Here is a 15,492-nt window from a genome sequence, read left to right on the forward strand (position 1 = left end):
GAATAGAAAATAAGGCGTCCCTGATATTAAGGCAGGCGCCTTATTTGTGCTTATCGACGTAAAAACTTCTCATCCCCGGACGTATCCGAAGTATCGGAAATGTAGCGTTCAATACGCATATGAAGATCATAGTGATCGCGCAAGCGAGCAATTGTCTGCATCATTGGGGACGCATGGTGAGCATCAATGGCTTGTTGATCCTGCCAAGAATCAATGAGTAATACCGTGTGGGGGTCGTCGATAGGCACAAAATACTCATAACGAAGATTACCCGGTGCATTGCGAATAGCAGCCACAGTGCCGCTTTCAACCATCTCGCGAGCAAATTGCTGTGCCGCATAAGCAGTACCGGTGTAAAAAATATTAACTGTGATAGCCATAGTGGCACCGCTCCTTAAAAAAATATTGCCCAATGCAAGTGTACCGGTACTGCTAGCGTAGAGAACATGCGCTTTGAAGAAACTGCCCTATGGTTGGATAATCTCGTTCCGGCTGCGATGGTGATTCACGAACCCATTGGTGGTACTGGCTTTAAGGTAGCAAGCTTTAATTTAGGAGCAGAAACATTTGCCGCCACCGTAGAGTTCAATCATATTGACACCGGATTAGAGGCACAGGGCAAAGACGTGCGCAGTGAATTGATCAGCGTTGCCAAATGCGAAGCACCCATTATTGTCGGTGCATTAAATGCAGCGGCAAGTATTTTTGCTGAAGAACCTCGTCAGCACGCCATGCCAGGAGCACTCGTCGCTGGGATCATCGAACGCGCCGGCCTAGCAGAGCAGGTTAGTGTGCGGCATGGACTTTTTGTGGCTCCATTTATGTGGGGCAAACAAGTACCACAATTTGATGAACCAAAACAATTAACTGTGCTCTTACACATGCTCATGCTGACCCAGGATGAGTACGATTATGCAACCACCTACGGGGTTGCTGAGCTCCAAAAAGAGATGCTGGCAGGAAGTATCGACCTAAACAACTGGGCTAGGTAATCTAGACGCGTGGCTTTATATCGTAAGTATCGTCCCGGTTCCTTTGCAGAGCTGGTCGGCCAGGAACAGGTGACTATTCCGCTGATCAACGCCCTTGATAGCGGACGGATCAATCACGCCTACCTGTTTACCGGACCTCGTGGCTGCGGTAAAACCTCCTCAGCACGCATTATGGCGCGCTCACTCAACTGTGCGGAAGGACCAACCTCGACACCATGCGGGGTATGCCATTCCTGTATCGCCCTTGCCCCCAATGGTCCAGGCTCAATCGATGTCACTGAGCTTGATGCGGCTAGTAACCGTGGCGTAGATGATATGAATGAGCTACGCGACCGGGCAATGTATGCGCCGGCAGAATCTCGCTATCGTATTTTTATTATCGACGAAGCCCATATGATCACCCGTGAGGGAGCCAACGCACTATTAAAAGTGGTCGAAGAGCCACCCGCGCACCTTATTTTTATTTTCGCCACCACAGAACCGGAAAAGATTCTTCCCACCATCCGCTCCCGAGTACACAGCTACCCCTTTAGGCTACTGACTCCCCAAGCCATGACGGATCTATTAAAACGCACAGTTGCCGGCGAGCAAGCAACTGTGTCCGAAGACGTATATCCCATGGTGGTGCGCGCCGGGGGAGGCTCCCCGCGTGATACTTTATCTCTGCTTGACCAGCTACTAGCCGGTGCAGGAGAAAGCGGGTTGGGTTATGAACAAGCACGCATGTTACTCGGGGCTACCGATGATGCGCTTATCGACGCAGCCATTGAGGCCATCGCGGCTAAAGATGTGGCAGCTTTGTTTGCGGTAGTCGATGACGTTATCGAGATGGGCTTAGACCCACGCCGCTTTGCCAGCGACCTACTAGAACGCATCCGCGATCTTATGATTTTGCATAGTGTTCCAGACGCACTAGAAATAGGACTGGTCGACGCACCCACCGATCGAGGCGAAATACTAAGCGCACAAGCACAGAGTTTTTCTTCCGGGGAACTACCGCGTATTGGCACACTGCTCAGCGAAGACATTGCCACCTTACGAGGCGCAACAAGCCCGCGACTGCTGCTAGAGATCTTATGCGCCAAGATGATTATCACCCCGCTTCCGGAAGCGACTTTTGTTACGCAGGACACAAACACCTCAGCGGCGATGCCCGCTGTAACATCTGCTAGCTCAGCTGCTGCATCAAAGAGCGCTAGCACAAGCACAGATAAACCGGTGGTGCGCTATGAACGGAAATCGCAACGTCTAGCTAGAGAGCGTGCGGAAAAAGAGGCACAAGCAGCACAGTCAACAGAACAAGAGGCGCAACCTCAATCACCGCCAGCATTGTCGCAGGCTAAGCCAGAACAAGCGAATAAAGAACAACAACCACAACCGGCTGTAACCAAGCCACAACCGACACCAGAGGTTGTTTCTGAACCAGAAGTAGCCCAACCGACTATCCAGGATGTACAGGCGAAGTGGACGACGGTAAAAGAAATCGTCGAAAAGCAAAGTGCAGTCATGGCGGCGTTGCTAGCGGGTGCTTCAGTGCTCGGGATAAAAGACGAAGAGTTGATCATTGGGCACAACACTGGTGCCTTGGTCGAGCGATTAAATGCAGAGAATAACCGGAAGATATTAGCTCAGGTTTTAGGTGATGAGGTTGGTTTGACACTAGCCCTGCGGTTTGTGATCAATACTGATCCGGCTGCCCACGGTTTTGCTGTAGATGAAGCACCACAAGTATGGCAGCCAGAAGCTGAGCTAGACGCTGAATTAGAAGCAATAGCCCAGCCAACAACGAAAGACGAACCAGCTGTTAATACCAAGCCAGCAGTAGCAGTAGAACCAGTTGCAGCGGAACCCGAACCAGAACCGGTTGCAGAAAAACCTGCTGCTGATCCTTGGGGCGAACCTGCTCCTATCGGTCAGTCGGTGGCACAGTCGACGCCCTTGCGTACGAAACCACCACAATACAGTGCCCCAGAGCCTGAGCTCGCATCACCTGAGCCAGAAGTTTCTCGCCCACGCTGGCAAGAGGCCGCTGAACGAGGACGCGCGCATATGGCAGAACTTGCTGCGCGCCCGCAATTTTCCGATGGAGTTCCGCTGCCTCCGGAGCCAGAAGATGACAACGAACCCCCCATGGTTGACCCCTATGGTTACGATGCCGATGAAGGTATCCCAGAGACAACATCTCAGCCAGCAACACCTCAGCCGACAGATGTGGTAGCTACGCAGGTAGCTAGTCAGCAGGAGGAAGAAGAAATGATGGCCGCCGCTGCTGCAGAACCGGGCACGATGGATCATCGAGACGCGATGACTGTGGCGATGGACATGCTTGCGGCAGAACTCGGCGCTAAGCGAATCTAATCGGTATGCTTGTGCGAGTAAACAATAAAAAGTGAAAGGTACCTATATGACTCAGCCAGATATGTCGCAGCTTCTTGCCCAAGCTCAGCAAATGCAAGCACAATTGCAGGCCGCTCAGCAGGAGATTCTTGCTTCCACTATTACTGGTAGTGCCGGAAATGGCCTTGTTACCATTGAGATGCTCGGCAATGGCCAGGTGCAAAATGTCACCATCGACCCACAGGTAGTCAACCCTGAGGATATAGAAACCCTACAAGATTTGCTTGTTGGTGCTTTTGGTGAGGCTCATGACAAGCTAGGCCGTCTTGCCGAGGAGAAGATGGGGCCACTTTCCCAGGGTTTTGATTCTATGGGCGGGCTGTTCTAAGTCGGTTAACCGCAGCATAATCCGCGTCTTTATGGCAAGGACGCGGATTTTTCGTATTTGTTATGATTAGTTGTTTGCTTATTGTTACAACCAGGGGATAGCAGAAATGTTTGAAGGGCCGCTGCAAGACCTTATCGACGAGCTTTCTAGGCTTCCGGGAGTAGGGCCAAAAAGTGCTCAGCGGATCGCTTTTTATTTGCTCAGCGTTGAAGCCGCCGATATTTCCAGGCTTCAAGACGCGCTGGGGGCGGTGCGCAATGGGGTGCAATTTTGTCGCATTTGTTGCAACATTTCGCGCGAGCAGGTGTGCCGAATTTGTGCTGATTCGCAACGCGATCGGGGGCTGATTTGTGTGGTGGAAGAACCCAAAGATATTCAGGTTATTGAGCGCACGGGCGAGTTTTCCGGGCGCTATCATGTGCTCGGCGGGGCACTTGATCCGCTGGCTAATGTAGGGCCTAAAGAGCTGCATATCACTGAGTTATTGCAGCGCATTGGTGGAGTTCTCCCGGATAGGGAATTAGCCGATTCCACCCCGGAAGCGCCATTATATGATGAAACGCCCACGGTTACTGAGGTCATTATTGCGACTGACCCCAATACCGAGGGCGAGGCAACTGCTGCGTATATTGCGCGCCTGCTTCGAGATTTCCCCGACCTAGTGGTTTCCCGGTTAGCTAGCGGTATGCCACTTGGTGGTGATTTAGAATTTGTTGACGAACTCACGCTATCGCGCGCATTAAGCGGTCGGCTTAGGCTTTAATTTTCGGTGCCTAGCAGTTTTAACGCAGCACTTATTTAACGTAAGTGGTTATTTGGTACTTGCTAGGCGTTCCTGACGCAGTCGCTCAATAATAGGTAGATCTAAAGGCTCAAGCTCAGAAAGCGAAATACCCATTGCCTGGCTAAGAAGTAGATCGGCAAGCTGTGGGTTACGCGCTAATACCGGACCGTGCATATAGGTACTAATAATAGAGCCTTGCACCGCACCCTCGGCAGTAATCTGGCGATCATGATCAAGAAACTCCGCCGCTGCCGCAGCATCACAGTTACCTTGGCCAAAAGTTACCGTGCCAAGTGGTTGCGCATCAGCGCCCAGCAACGTAGCACCCAAGTGATTCTCAAAACCGGTTAGTGGCTGGTTTAGCTCAGCGGTAACCCCCGCGCCGGTTGGCTGAGAGCGCACTTCGCCAATAGCACGAGTTTCTAAACTGACAGTGGTTGCGTCGATAAGCCCAAGTCCATCTGCGATACGCCCACCAGCGCGGAAAGACTCACCCAAAATTTGAAAGCCAGCACAGATCGCCAAAATAGGGGTCTGCTGGGCGGCAGCACGCTTGAGGCCATGGGTATCGGCTAGCTTTTCGACGGCCAAAAGTTGCGCAGTATCTTCGCCACCACCAATGCAATAAATATCGAGCGAGTCTGGGATTGCTTCGCCAAGAGATATCGAAACAACTTTGGCGTTGATCCCGCGCAGGCGAGCACGCTGACGCAGGATCAAAGCGTTGCCACTATCGCCGTAGGTGCCCAAAATATCGGGCAGGATTAAACCGATGGACAGCATTAGGCCTCCTTTTGCGTGGCACCCGCGCGCAGCAGAGCCTTTTTTAAATCACGGAATGCGGTGTAATTAGCAACTACTTCAATGCGCCCGATAGGGCAGGCTTTAATTGCGGTGAGCGGATCGGGGATATGCTCATGTTGCACGCTGGCATAAGTGAGCCGCACAGCAAGATCAGTACCGCGCTCACCAGTGGATTTAACTTTAAGGCTGCTCAAATCCTCAAACTCGACATCCCACAACCAGGAAAGATCCTCCCCATCGGCAACCTGACCATTGACTGCAATGACTAGCCCATCAGCAGTGCGATCAACCATGGATAAGGCTTCCTGCCAGCCAGCAGGGTTTTTAGCTAACAAAAGGTGTACATCACGTTCGCCTAATTGCAGAGTGGAGTATCGTCCAGCAACATTGGTGACACTTTCGACCGCATTAATAGCGTCGGCAAGCGAAATACTAAAACATGACACCGCTGCCGCAACAGCTTGGGTGGCATTACCTCGGTTAGCATTACCTGGTAGTTGGAGTTTGAGCGGAACGATCTGTGAGTCTGGCCCGGCAATACCCATCGGTGAGATCGTCCAGCTAGGTTGAGGGCGCTGGAAAATAGAGCCGTCGGCAAGAGGCTTAGCGGCACGCCACGTATTTCCCTCATGGATAATACTGCTTCCGGTACGCGGACAGCTGGTGGCATCATTGAGCCACCCAGCACCGGCAGAAACCCACACTACATTCTTGGCGGCATAGGCAACTGAAGAGACCAATACATCATCGGCATTAGCGATAACCGTCATCTCTGGGTGCTTGGCGACGCATTCCCGTAAGGTACGCTCGATCTTATTTATTTCGCCCACCCGATCGAGCTGATCGCGGGAAAGATTGAGTAACACCAGACAGCTAGGACGCAGCCGCTCAACAACCTGTGGCACATGCAGCTCATCGACTTCTAAGACCACATGTGAGGCAGACTGATTAGCCATAAGAGCGGAAATGATACCGGCATCCATATTATCGCCACCCTCATTGGTAGCTACAGTATGCGCCGAGCGCAGTGCCGCCGCGAGCATGCGCGTGGTGGTGGATTTACCGTTGGTTCCCGTGACGATCGCTACGGGGCGGTTTTTACCTAACGAGGACATAATGGCCGGGTCGATTTTCTCGGCAATAAGACCGCCGATCATTCCACCAGAGCCACGCCCTGTTTTTTGTGAAGCAAAGGTAGCAAGCCGCGCCGCGCCAATGGCTAGCTGCGTGCGCACTTCAGGGAAAAACTTCATGCCAAAAGCATAGTCGTTGTTGTACTAGCTATGCTTCTTCAACAGGTGTACCGGGTGCGGTGTTCTTAACAAGACGGAGAAATTCCTTATCACTGAGCAAAGGAATACCTTTGCGAACAGCATGCATGGCTTTGCCCCGTAAATCATCCCGTTGATTACACACCACAACTGAGGATCGTCGGGTGGTTTTGGGGGCATACACTAGCTGCGCAGCAACAATCTTTCTAATAAGAGCATCGGGATGAACCGTAACCTCAGGGGCAATTACTACTTCCATTCCCTGAACTAGGCCTGTTTTGGGTGTATAGACACCAGGATTTTTAAACGCGGGTTCGGTTGCTATTGCCTGGTTATATACCTGACTGCGCTGCAAACCAAACCGATCGCTACCTAAATTATTAGGTGAGATGCTTGCCATTTTTCCCATAGCATCGAGAACAAAAAAAATCCGAGTCACAATATCAGTTTCTTCACGGATAACTTCTCGGGCACTAAGCTGGGCGCGTTTGATGGTGGCGTGTGCTGGTTCCACATCAAGGTGAAGTGTCTGGGCAATAGTGCGGATCCGGTTATCTTCTAACACCAAACCTTGTTGGTACGCACTAGCAAGCGTATCGACGATTTTGTGTGGCTTGGGCACATGGCCTACACGTTGGCGACGACTTCGCTGCCGGTTTCGGCTACGATTAGCCCGAGCAGCTTGCGCCATAGCGCGCCGAGCCTCAGCGACAACAAACCCCCAAGTCATTGGCAGATTATTGAGGATGAGTGTGCGGCCGTCGATAAGTTTGCCAAGTGCTTTAAGTATCTGACTAAACCGCTTACCCTCGGCAACCTCGGCGCGAGTGAATCCATGCAGATGCTGCGGCCCTGGATCGCTTCCGGAGTTAATAACACTATAAAACTCTTCGGTAACTTCACCATCTTTAGTGAGCACGACCGCATGAAGCGCAACTATTCGTGAGGTTGCCGGATGAATACCGGAGGCTTTGACCGTAAGCACAACAAAAGGCGTACGTGCGATTTCTCTCCGACGCTGTTGCGCCCATTGGGCGGCTCGCTCTGGTTTAGAAGCGTCCGAAGACTCCGGTGAGTGACTCATGGGCACCTAGTCTACCCGGAAGCGACTTTTAGTTAGTGCTTTGTCTAAGCTAATAGCTCCAGAAGATCAGCTTGCACCTGACGACGACGAATCTTGCCCAGCTGGTCACGAGCGAGATCTTCAAAGTGATAGAAGGTACGAGGCACTTTATAGCGGGTGAGCCGTTCGCGAGCGAAGTCTTTTAACCCAGCTGGATCAAGAGCTGCACCATCGCGGAGAGTAACACAGGCGACTACATCTTCCGAGCCGTCGTTACGCGGGCGACCAACTACCGCAACATCAAGCACATCCGGATGGGCAGTCAGTACTTCTTCGACCTCAGCAGGATAGACATTAAAGCCACCAGTAATAATGATTTCCTTAATGCGGGCAACCAGGCGAACAAAGCCGTCCTCTTCCATCACACCAGCATCACCGGTGCGCAGCCAACCATTATGGAAAGCCTCGGCAGTTGCTTCCGGTTTATTCAGATACCCTTGGAAAACCTGTGGGCCACGCACTAATATCTCGCCCTCTTGGCCATCGGGCATGGTCTCATCGAGATTATCTGGATTAGCAATGCGAACTTCGGTAGAAGGAAACGGAATACCCACATAACCAGGACGACGGTTACCATCCATCGGATTACCACAAACTACCGGGGAAGTTTCAGTAAGGCCATAGCCTTCGACTAAAGTGCCGCCGGTGAGCTCTTCCCACGCTTGGACAGTTTCTACTGGAAGAGTTGCCGCGCCAGAAAAGGAGGAGCGAATACCTTTAAGCTCAATATTTTTAGCATGCGCTTCGGCAATGATTTTCTCGTATAAGGTAGGCACACCCGGTAGGAAGGTAGGAGTGTGCTTTTTGAGTACTTCCATAATGAGTGGGATCTGTGGTGCAGGTAGCAGAATGATTTCTGCACCAACCTTGACCCCTAATGCGCAGTTTAACAACATGCCATAGACATGGAATAGCGGCAGTGCGGCAAGGAATCGCTCTGGTTTTTCTCCTAAATCACTAAACCATTGCATACCCATCATGAGGTTGGAAACCATGTTCCCATGTGAGAGTAATGCTCCCTTAGGCACACCTGTGGTGCCGGAAGTATAAAGAATAAGCGCAATATCTTTTTGGGCGATTTCTGCTGGCACAAAGGAAGCACTATTGCCACCAATGGCATGGCTTAATAGGGTAGACCAGGCAATAGTATTGGGGGCTTCGCCACTAAGGGCATCACGCTTAGCCTTAATAAAAGGCAGCGGTAACGAGAGCAACATTTGCTTGGAGCGTGGCATTGCCTCGATAAGGTTCACCGAGATAATGGTTTCTAGGGGAGTATCGCCACGCAGCTTTTCTAAAGTATCGGTTGCCTTATCCCAACCAATAGCCACGCGTGCACCGTGATCTCTAAATAATCCACGCAGCTCGTGAGCAGTATAAAGCGGATTGTGTTCAACAACTGTGGCACCAAGTTTCAAGATGGCATAGAACGCGACGAGGTGCTGCGGACAGTTAGGCAGCACAATAGCTACCTTATCGCCAGGGCGAATACCGAAGGCCTTAAGCCCTACGGCAGCGGCGCGTACCTGCTGGTCAAGCTCGGCATAGGTTTGAGTGCGACCAAAAAAATAGGTTGCTGGACGGTTCGGGTTTTTAGCTAGGTTCTCGTCGTAAATATCACATAAGGTGGTGTGATCGTCGAGGTCTGCTTCTGGATTAGTCCAGGGTGCATACTGCTTAACCCAGGCTTTGGTTTCATACGCGCTCATAGTGCCCTTTCTTTGGCGGTGGTAGTCGCACAGACGTGGAGTTTTCTCGCGGTATTTTTACGTAAATATGCGCAAAAATAAATGATTTCCGATACAATATTATCTAATAGTGCCAGGTATTTTCGGAAATAATTGGTGACGAGCCGAGCACACCACCATTTTTATTCCTAATAACCACCCCGTTGATAAGCAGATATCGCTGGTTAAAAGAAAGATTTAGTTCAGTGCGCGATTCACTGCAGAAGTAACCGCTTTCAGCGAAGCATAAGTAATCGAACCTGCGATACCTACCCCCCAAACCTGTCGGCCATTAACATCGGCCAAAATATAGGCAATAGATTCAGCATCGTCACCAGAACTGCGGGCATGCTGTTTAAAGGCTTGTACTTCTACATCAATATCCAAGGATTCCAGCGCATTGGTATATGCAGCAATAGGACCATTACCTTGTCCAGAAATGGTGATTGGTTCGTTGCGGTAAATCAGATTGGCATTAATCTGCGCTTGATCATTTTCGGTTTGGGCGGCGTCGATACGCATTGAAACCTGCTGGATAGGGGTCGTGAGATCAAGATAAGTATGATCGAAAATCTCCCACATGCGTGCAGAATCAACCTCGCCACCGTGGGCATCGGTAACTTTTTGTACCACAGAAGAGAATTCCACCTGCATTGGACGAGGCAGCGACACTTTATGATCGGTCTTCATAATATAAGCGACCCCGCCCTTGCCGGATTGAGAATTAACCCGGATCACAGCCTCATAGTTGCGACCAACATCTTTCGGATCGATGGGTAGATATGGTACCTCCCAGGTTTCTGTGCGCAGTTCCTCCCATGGTATATCAGCATGAGTGGCTCCCGAACGAATACGCGCGGCCATAGCATCAAGCCCCTTATTTACAGCATCTTGATGCGAACCAGAGAAAGCAGTAAAGACTAGGTCACCACCATAAGGGTGGCGCTCCGGTACCCGCAATTGATTGCAGTATTCGACGGTGCGTTTAATCTGATCAATATCAGAGAAATCAATTTGCGGATCCACACCTTGAGTGGCCAAATTAAGACCCAAAGTAATCAAACAAACATTCCCGGTGCGCTCACCATTGCCAAATAAACAGCCTTCGATACGATCCGCGCCGGCAAGATAACCCAGCTCAGCGGCGGCAACGCCGGTGCCACGATCATTATGCGGGTGCAAAGACAAAATAATGGAATCACGACGATTGAGATTTCGGTGCATCCACTCAATAGAATCCGCGTACACATTAGGAGTAATCATCTCGACGGTGGAGGGAAGATTAATAATGATTGGATCTGCTGGGCTAGGATCCATAACCTCAACCACGGCGTCGCACACCTGCTTGGCATAAGCTAGCTCAGTGCCGGTAAACGACTCTGGTGAATATTCCCAACGCCAATTGGTATCTGGATAATCACGAGCGATTTTTTTAATCAGTTGCGCAGCATCGGTAGCAAGTTTTTGAATTGCTTCTTTATCTTTTTTAAACACGACTTCGCGCTGCACAATTGAGGTGGAATTATAAAAATGCACAATGACATTTTTTGCACCCTGGCATGCCTCAAAAGTACGACGAATCAAATGTTCGCGGGCTTGTACCAATACCTGAATGGTGACATCATCGGGAATCATATCCTGCTCAATAATTTCACGAACAAAATCGAAATCTGTTTGTGAAGCAGAAGGAAAACCTACCTCAATCTCCTTATATCCCATAGCTACCAGCAAGTTGAACATGCGACGCTTGCGCTCGGGACTCATCGGATCAATCAACGCCTGATTGCCATCACGCAAATCAACCGCACACCACTGTGGAGCCCTATCGATGCGCTTATTCGGCCAGGTGCGATCCGGAAGCGAAATTTCTTCCACCTCAATATGAAACGGCTGGTAGCGATGGATCGGCATAGTGGAATTTTGCTGCTTATTCCAAACCTGTTGCTCATTGGTTTGCCCGCTGACTGGGATTTTTCCGGCTGAGGTGGCGAAAGTGTTGTGTGCTGACATGAGTCAAGATACCTAACTTAAAAATAAAGGCTTTAGGGTTTATCGCATGGTTGAGCTTGTGATGAACACGGGCGCTGTGGTTTATCGTTGTACCAATCGCTGTAACTGGTAATAACGTGAGGTGATAAGCCCTATCACAGCCGGCTAGCACAAACTCCGCGACGGGATGCCGGCCGTGTATGTTCTAGGCCTGTGACCCGCCGCGGCGAAGAAGGAGAAGATTCGCGCGCTGCATGTGGCATAGCATACAGGTATCTGGGTTGATTGGTGGAATCACAGCAGGGTTTTATTCATTGTGTGGTTACAGGGAGCTTGTGAACACGTGCAGCTAGCTCTACATAGCCTCTACATAGCGTAGAGGAGCATGTTGTACATTAAATCGGTGCATAATATTCAGTGGCAACCAGCTAAGTCTAGGAATCCTAAGCCGGAGCTTATTCAACTCGAAGCAGACGGGGCAGTGGCTTCGGTTACATTTCCCGCTTCCGGAAGAGTGGCACAATGGCTGCGGCTTCCAGGCTTGCAGCGACAGCCGCTCATGCGCGTCGATTGGGTAGGGGCTGCGCTTATCCTTGCCGTATCTGTTGTGTTTCGGCTGGGCTGGATGCAATTTATGCGTGGCGATAGTAGTATCGCTGAACTGCTGATCCGTTGGGATGGGCACCATTTTCTCGATATAGCGAAATATGGTTATCTCACGGCAACCGGTGAGGGGCTTCCGGAAGCGGATATTCACCATACCCGGTTGGCGTTTTTCCCTGGGCTGCCTATGTTAATGCGCACAATCCATTCGATTAGCGGCATGGAATATATGTGGGCTGGTGTTCTTATCGCCAGTATTGCCTCATATTTTATGCTCGTTGCCATAATGGCACTTGCCGGTCTTATGGGAGCACAGTTGCCGGCTCGGCTCGCGGCAGCTGTAATGCTTGCCGGAGCGCCATTAAATATTACGTTCATGATGGTCTACACGGAAGCGCCTTTTCTTGCGCTGGCATTATGGGCGCTTGTTGCTGTGATCTATCAGCGGTGGCTATATGCTGCGCTACTTATTTCTGTAGCTGGTTTGTTCCGTTTGACCACGATTGATTTGGTATTAGCGTTTGCAGTGGTGGTGGCGATATATGCAACAAAAAACCTTCGTGCCTGGGTGGCGGTTATTTTCTCCATGCTACCGATGGTGGGGTATTTATGGTGGGCATCAAGCTATACCCGTGATATTGGTGGTTATTTTGGCCTACAGAAAAAGGGTTGGCATTCTTCTTTTGATTTTGGTGTAGCCACAGTGCGGTGGATTTCTCGTCGACTGCAAGGATCCCAAGAGATTGCATATATTTTTTCGGTTATTGTCATTGTGGTTGCAGTAGCCATGGTATTTTTTGCTTTTCGACGTTTACCCTGGGCGTATTGGCTTTTTAGTGCTGCGGTGGTGGCTAATGTGGTGCTTTCCGATGGGATTATGACCTCTCGGCCGCGGCTCCTGCTTCCGGCGGTGCTTCTTTTCTTGCCGTGGGTTATTGAATTAGGCGACCGAATAAGCAGAAGAAAATGGTTAACTATTGCGATTGGTTATGGATTAGCCGGATCGTGGTTTTCCATTCATATGATTACGGTTTTTCCCTATGCTATTTAGTGTGCGTGAGAGTACTGGTGTGGTTTAGCCGACGCGGCGACTCGATAGGGCGATCGTCGATAAGATCATAACGATGAGTGCTAGTGCCATAAGTGTCCAATTCCACCCGGAGACCTGGAATTTTTCCCCTAAAATGGCATAGCCTAATGCGAAAGCAACGATGGGTTCGACGATAGTCATTGCTGGAAGAGAATTTTTTAACCGGCCGGCATTAAAGGCGTATTGCTGCACAAAAGCGCCCAAACTAGCCAGGGCAATAAGGCTATAGAGCTGCCAGCTAGTGAGTAACCCCCACCCGCCAGCGTGAGTAAATACATCGACAGTGGCTTTAGAAAGTACCGCCACAAAACCATAGATTCCGCCGGTAACACTGCCTAGCAGTAGTGCGCGCTGGTTTAAATTAGCGGTACGTTTTGCCCACAGCCACATGCCGATAAGAATGACTGCTCCAATAACTACTGCCGTGCGCCATTCGGAGAGTTCTGGTTGTGGTTTTCCCGGAAGCGGTTTTCCTAAAATAACCAGGATTGCCACCGCGATGGTAAGCAGGCTGGCCCAGGTCATCTCATCAGAAGCGAGTTTGCGTCCGTCGTAACGTGCGGATAGAGGCAGGGTAAACATTAAGGAGAGCACCAGAATGGGTTGCACAATAAGGAGAGTGCCAAACCCTAAGGCAACAACTTGTAATCCATAGCCAATGAGTGCGGTGGACATACCAATCCACCAGCGTGGTCGGCGAATAGCGGAAAAAAAGACGTGTTCAGAAGCTTCGGTAGCGACTCGGTGGCGCACGACAGTGCCCCACGCGATTGTGAGCGCAGAGGCAAGTGCGAAAAAAACTGCGAGTACGTTAGAAGACATCATTTACAGACAGTAGCCTTAAAATAGGGTGGGGGCTGGTATCGGCGAGCAAGAAATGTTGCAGATAGCATAGTTGCTGACAAAAGTGTCACATAATTACCTATTGCCCGGCAGGTAACGGTAGGCTGTCAAAGCAGTAGGGATGGACGAACGTGTGCGAATGAGAAAACGCTGAGAAAGTTTGTGCCTGAGATTGAGGTGAAAATAGGGAAGGCGGTGCCAGTTATGGCTCTTGTCGTACAAAAATACGGCGGTTCCTCATTGGAAACACCAGAACGTATCCGTCGTGTTGCCGAGCGGATTGTGGCCACAAAAAAACAGGGCAATGACGTTGTTGTTGTGTGCTCTGCCATGGGTGATACCACTGATGAGCTACTTGATATGGCTGCTCAGGTCAACCCGGTACCACCGGCGAGAGAAATGGATATGCTGCTTACTGCTGGTGAGCGTATCTCGAATGCATTGGTGGCCATGGCAATTGAGTCTTTTGGGGCTCAAGCGCAGTCTTTTACTGGTTCACAAGCTGGCGTGATTACCACCGAGCGTCACGGCAATGCTCGAATTGTGGAGGTTACTCCTGGTCGGGTGCGTGAAGCTTTAGACGCGGGCAAGATTTGTTTGGTAGCCGGTTTTCAAGGCGTTAACCGCGAATCGAAAGATGTGACAACTTTAGGCCGAGGTGGCTCAGACACCACAGCGGTAGCCCTAGCAGCTGCGCTGAATGCCGATGTGTGCGAGATTTATTCCGATGTCGACGGTGTATATACTGCGGATCCACGTATCGTGGCCAATGCACAAAAATTAGACAAACTCTCTTTTGAAGAAATGTTGGAATTGGCTGCAAGTGGTTCCAAGATTCTTGTTTTGCGCAGTGTTGAGTATGCCCGCGCCTTTGACGTGCCGCTGCGCGTTCGTTCGTCGTATAGCAATGATCCCGGTACGTTAGTTTCCGGTTCAATGGAGGATATTCCCGTGGAAGAAGCAATTTTAACCGGTGTGGCAACCGATAGTTCTGAAGCCAAGATTACGGTCATGGGAATTCCAGATTCTCCCGGTGCCGCCGCTGGGGTTTTTCGCGCTCTTGCCGATGCGGAAATCAATATTGATACGGTGCTGCAAAATGTTTCTTCGCTAGAAGATAACCGCACTGATATTACCTTTACTTGCCCGCGTGCTGATGGTCCGCGTGCGGTGGAGATCCTGCGTGCCTTGCAGCCTAAGAATGACTGGCAATCGGTGGTTTATGACGATCAGATTGGCAAGGTTTCTTTGGTTGGCGCTGGTATGAAGTCGCACCCAGGAGTGACTGCGGAGTTTTGTGAAGCGTTGCGCGATCAAGGGATTAATATTGAGCTTATTTCTACTTCGGAAATTCGTATTTCAGTGATTATCCGCGAGTCAGATCTGCCGGCAGCCACCCGCGCACTTCATGAGAAATTCGATCTTGGTGGTGAAATAGAAGCTGTTGTTTATGCCGGAACGGGGCGCTAACACTTTTTCGCTTTTCGACGTCTCCCGCTGCGTGTTGTATAACCCGCAGTGGGAGATTTTTATGTGTGTGG

At 50.5% G+C, this 15,492-nt stretch carries 12 protein-coding genes and 1 pseudogene; 6 read left to right on the top strand and 7 right to left on the bottom strand.

What is annotated here, in order from left to right:
- Positions 1-50: 50 nt before the first annotated feature.
- A complete protein-coding gene (locus UL82_RS00685; protein WP_046438411.1) occupies positions 51-380 on the bottom strand; it encodes a putative quinol monooxygenase in 330 nt (109 codons plus the stop codon).
- A gap of 66 nt (positions 381-446) precedes the next feature.
- Here UL82_RS00685 and UL82_RS00690 point away from each other — a divergent pair, with 66 nt between their 5' ends.
- The 4 genes from UL82_RS00690 (at position 447) to UL82_RS00705 (ending at position 4,480) form a co-directional block, all read left to right on the top strand.
- Positions 447-992, top strand: coding sequence for a suppressor of fused domain protein (locus UL82_RS00690; protein WP_046438412.1), 546 nt, complete (start codon positions 447-449; stop codon positions 990-992).
- A gap of 9 nt (positions 993-1,001) precedes the next feature.
- Positions 1,002-3,350 carry a DNA polymerase III subunit gamma and tau gene (locus UL82_RS00695; RefSeq protein WP_046438414.1) on the top strand — a complete coding sequence of 783 codons (2,349 nt, stop codon included), beginning with the start codon at positions 1,002-1,004 and terminating at the stop codon, positions 3,348-3,350.
- Between the two features lie 46 nt (positions 3,351-3,396).
- Entirely contained in the window at positions 3,397-3,717 is a 321-nt protein-coding gene (locus UL82_RS00700) for a YbaB/EbfC family nucleoid-associated protein (RefSeq protein ID WP_046438416.1), read from the top strand.
- Between the two features lie 106 nt (positions 3,718-3,823).
- Positions 3,824-4,480 carry a recombination mediator RecR gene (locus tag UL82_RS00705; RefSeq protein WP_046438418.1) on the top strand — a complete coding sequence of 219 codons (657 nt, stop codon included), beginning with the start codon at positions 3,824-3,826 and terminating at the stop codon, positions 4,478-4,480.
- 48 nt (positions 4,481-4,528) lie between these two features.
- Here UL82_RS00705 and UL82_RS00710 read toward each other — a convergent pair whose 3' ends face one another.
- From UL82_RS00710 to leuA, 5 genes and pseudogenes are all read right to left on the bottom strand, one after another.
- Complete coding sequence (locus tag UL82_RS00710; RefSeq protein ID WP_046438420.1) at positions 4,529-5,284, bottom strand: type 1 glutamine amidotransferase; 756 nt, start codon at positions 5,282-5,284, stop codon at positions 4,529-4,531.
- The gene (locus UL82_RS00715) at positions 5,284-6,558 is read right to left on the bottom strand and encodes a Mur ligase family protein (protein ID WP_046438422.1); all 1,275 of its coding nucleotides are present in this window, start codon (positions 6,556-6,558) and stop codon (positions 5,284-5,286) included. Before UL82_RS00715 ends, UL82_RS00710 begins: the two co-directional genes overlap by 1 nt.
- A gap of 28 nt (positions 6,559-6,586) precedes the next feature.
- Complete coding sequence (locus UL82_RS00720) at positions 6,587-7,660, bottom strand: DNA polymerase III subunit epsilon (protein WP_046438424.1); 1,074 nt, start codon at positions 7,658-7,660, stop codon at positions 6,587-6,589.
- A gap of 44 nt (positions 7,661-7,704) precedes the next feature.
- On the bottom strand, positions 7,705-9,408 hold the full coding sequence (locus tag UL82_RS00725) for a long-chain-fatty-acid--CoA ligase (RefSeq protein ID WP_046438426.1): 1,704 nt from the start codon (positions 9,406-9,408) through the stop codon (positions 7,705-7,707).
- 216 nt (positions 9,409-9,624) lie between these two features.
- Positions 9,625-11,370: pseudogene (gene leuA / locus UL82_RS00730) on the bottom strand (2-isopropylmalate synthase); the annotation flags it as partial.
- 430 nt (positions 11,371-11,800) lie between these two features.
- Between leuA and UL82_RS00735 the strand changes: the two are divergent.
- On the top strand, positions 11,801-13,069 hold the full coding sequence (locus UL82_RS00735; protein ID WP_232009499.1) for a hypothetical protein: 1,269 nt from the start codon (positions 11,801-11,803) through the stop codon (positions 13,067-13,069).
- Between the two features lie 24 nt (positions 13,070-13,093).
- On the opposite strand, the gene UL82_RS00740 is transcribed toward UL82_RS00735, so the two are convergent.
- Complete coding sequence (locus UL82_RS00740; protein WP_046441018.1) at positions 13,094-13,930, bottom strand: DMT family transporter; 837 nt, start codon at positions 13,928-13,930, stop codon at positions 13,094-13,096.
- 225 nt (positions 13,931-14,155) lie between these two features.
- Between UL82_RS00740 and UL82_RS00745 the strand changes: the two genes are divergently transcribed.
- Entirely contained in the window at positions 14,156-15,421 is a 1,266-nt protein-coding gene (locus UL82_RS00745; RefSeq protein ID WP_046438430.1) for an aspartate kinase, read from the top strand.
- Positions 15,422-15,492: the final 71 nt, after the last annotated feature.

The organism is Corynebacterium kutscheri, assembly GCF_000980835.1.
Taxonomy (GTDB): domain Bacteria; phylum Actinomycetota; class Actinomycetes; order Mycobacteriales; family Mycobacteriaceae; genus Corynebacterium; species Corynebacterium kutscheri.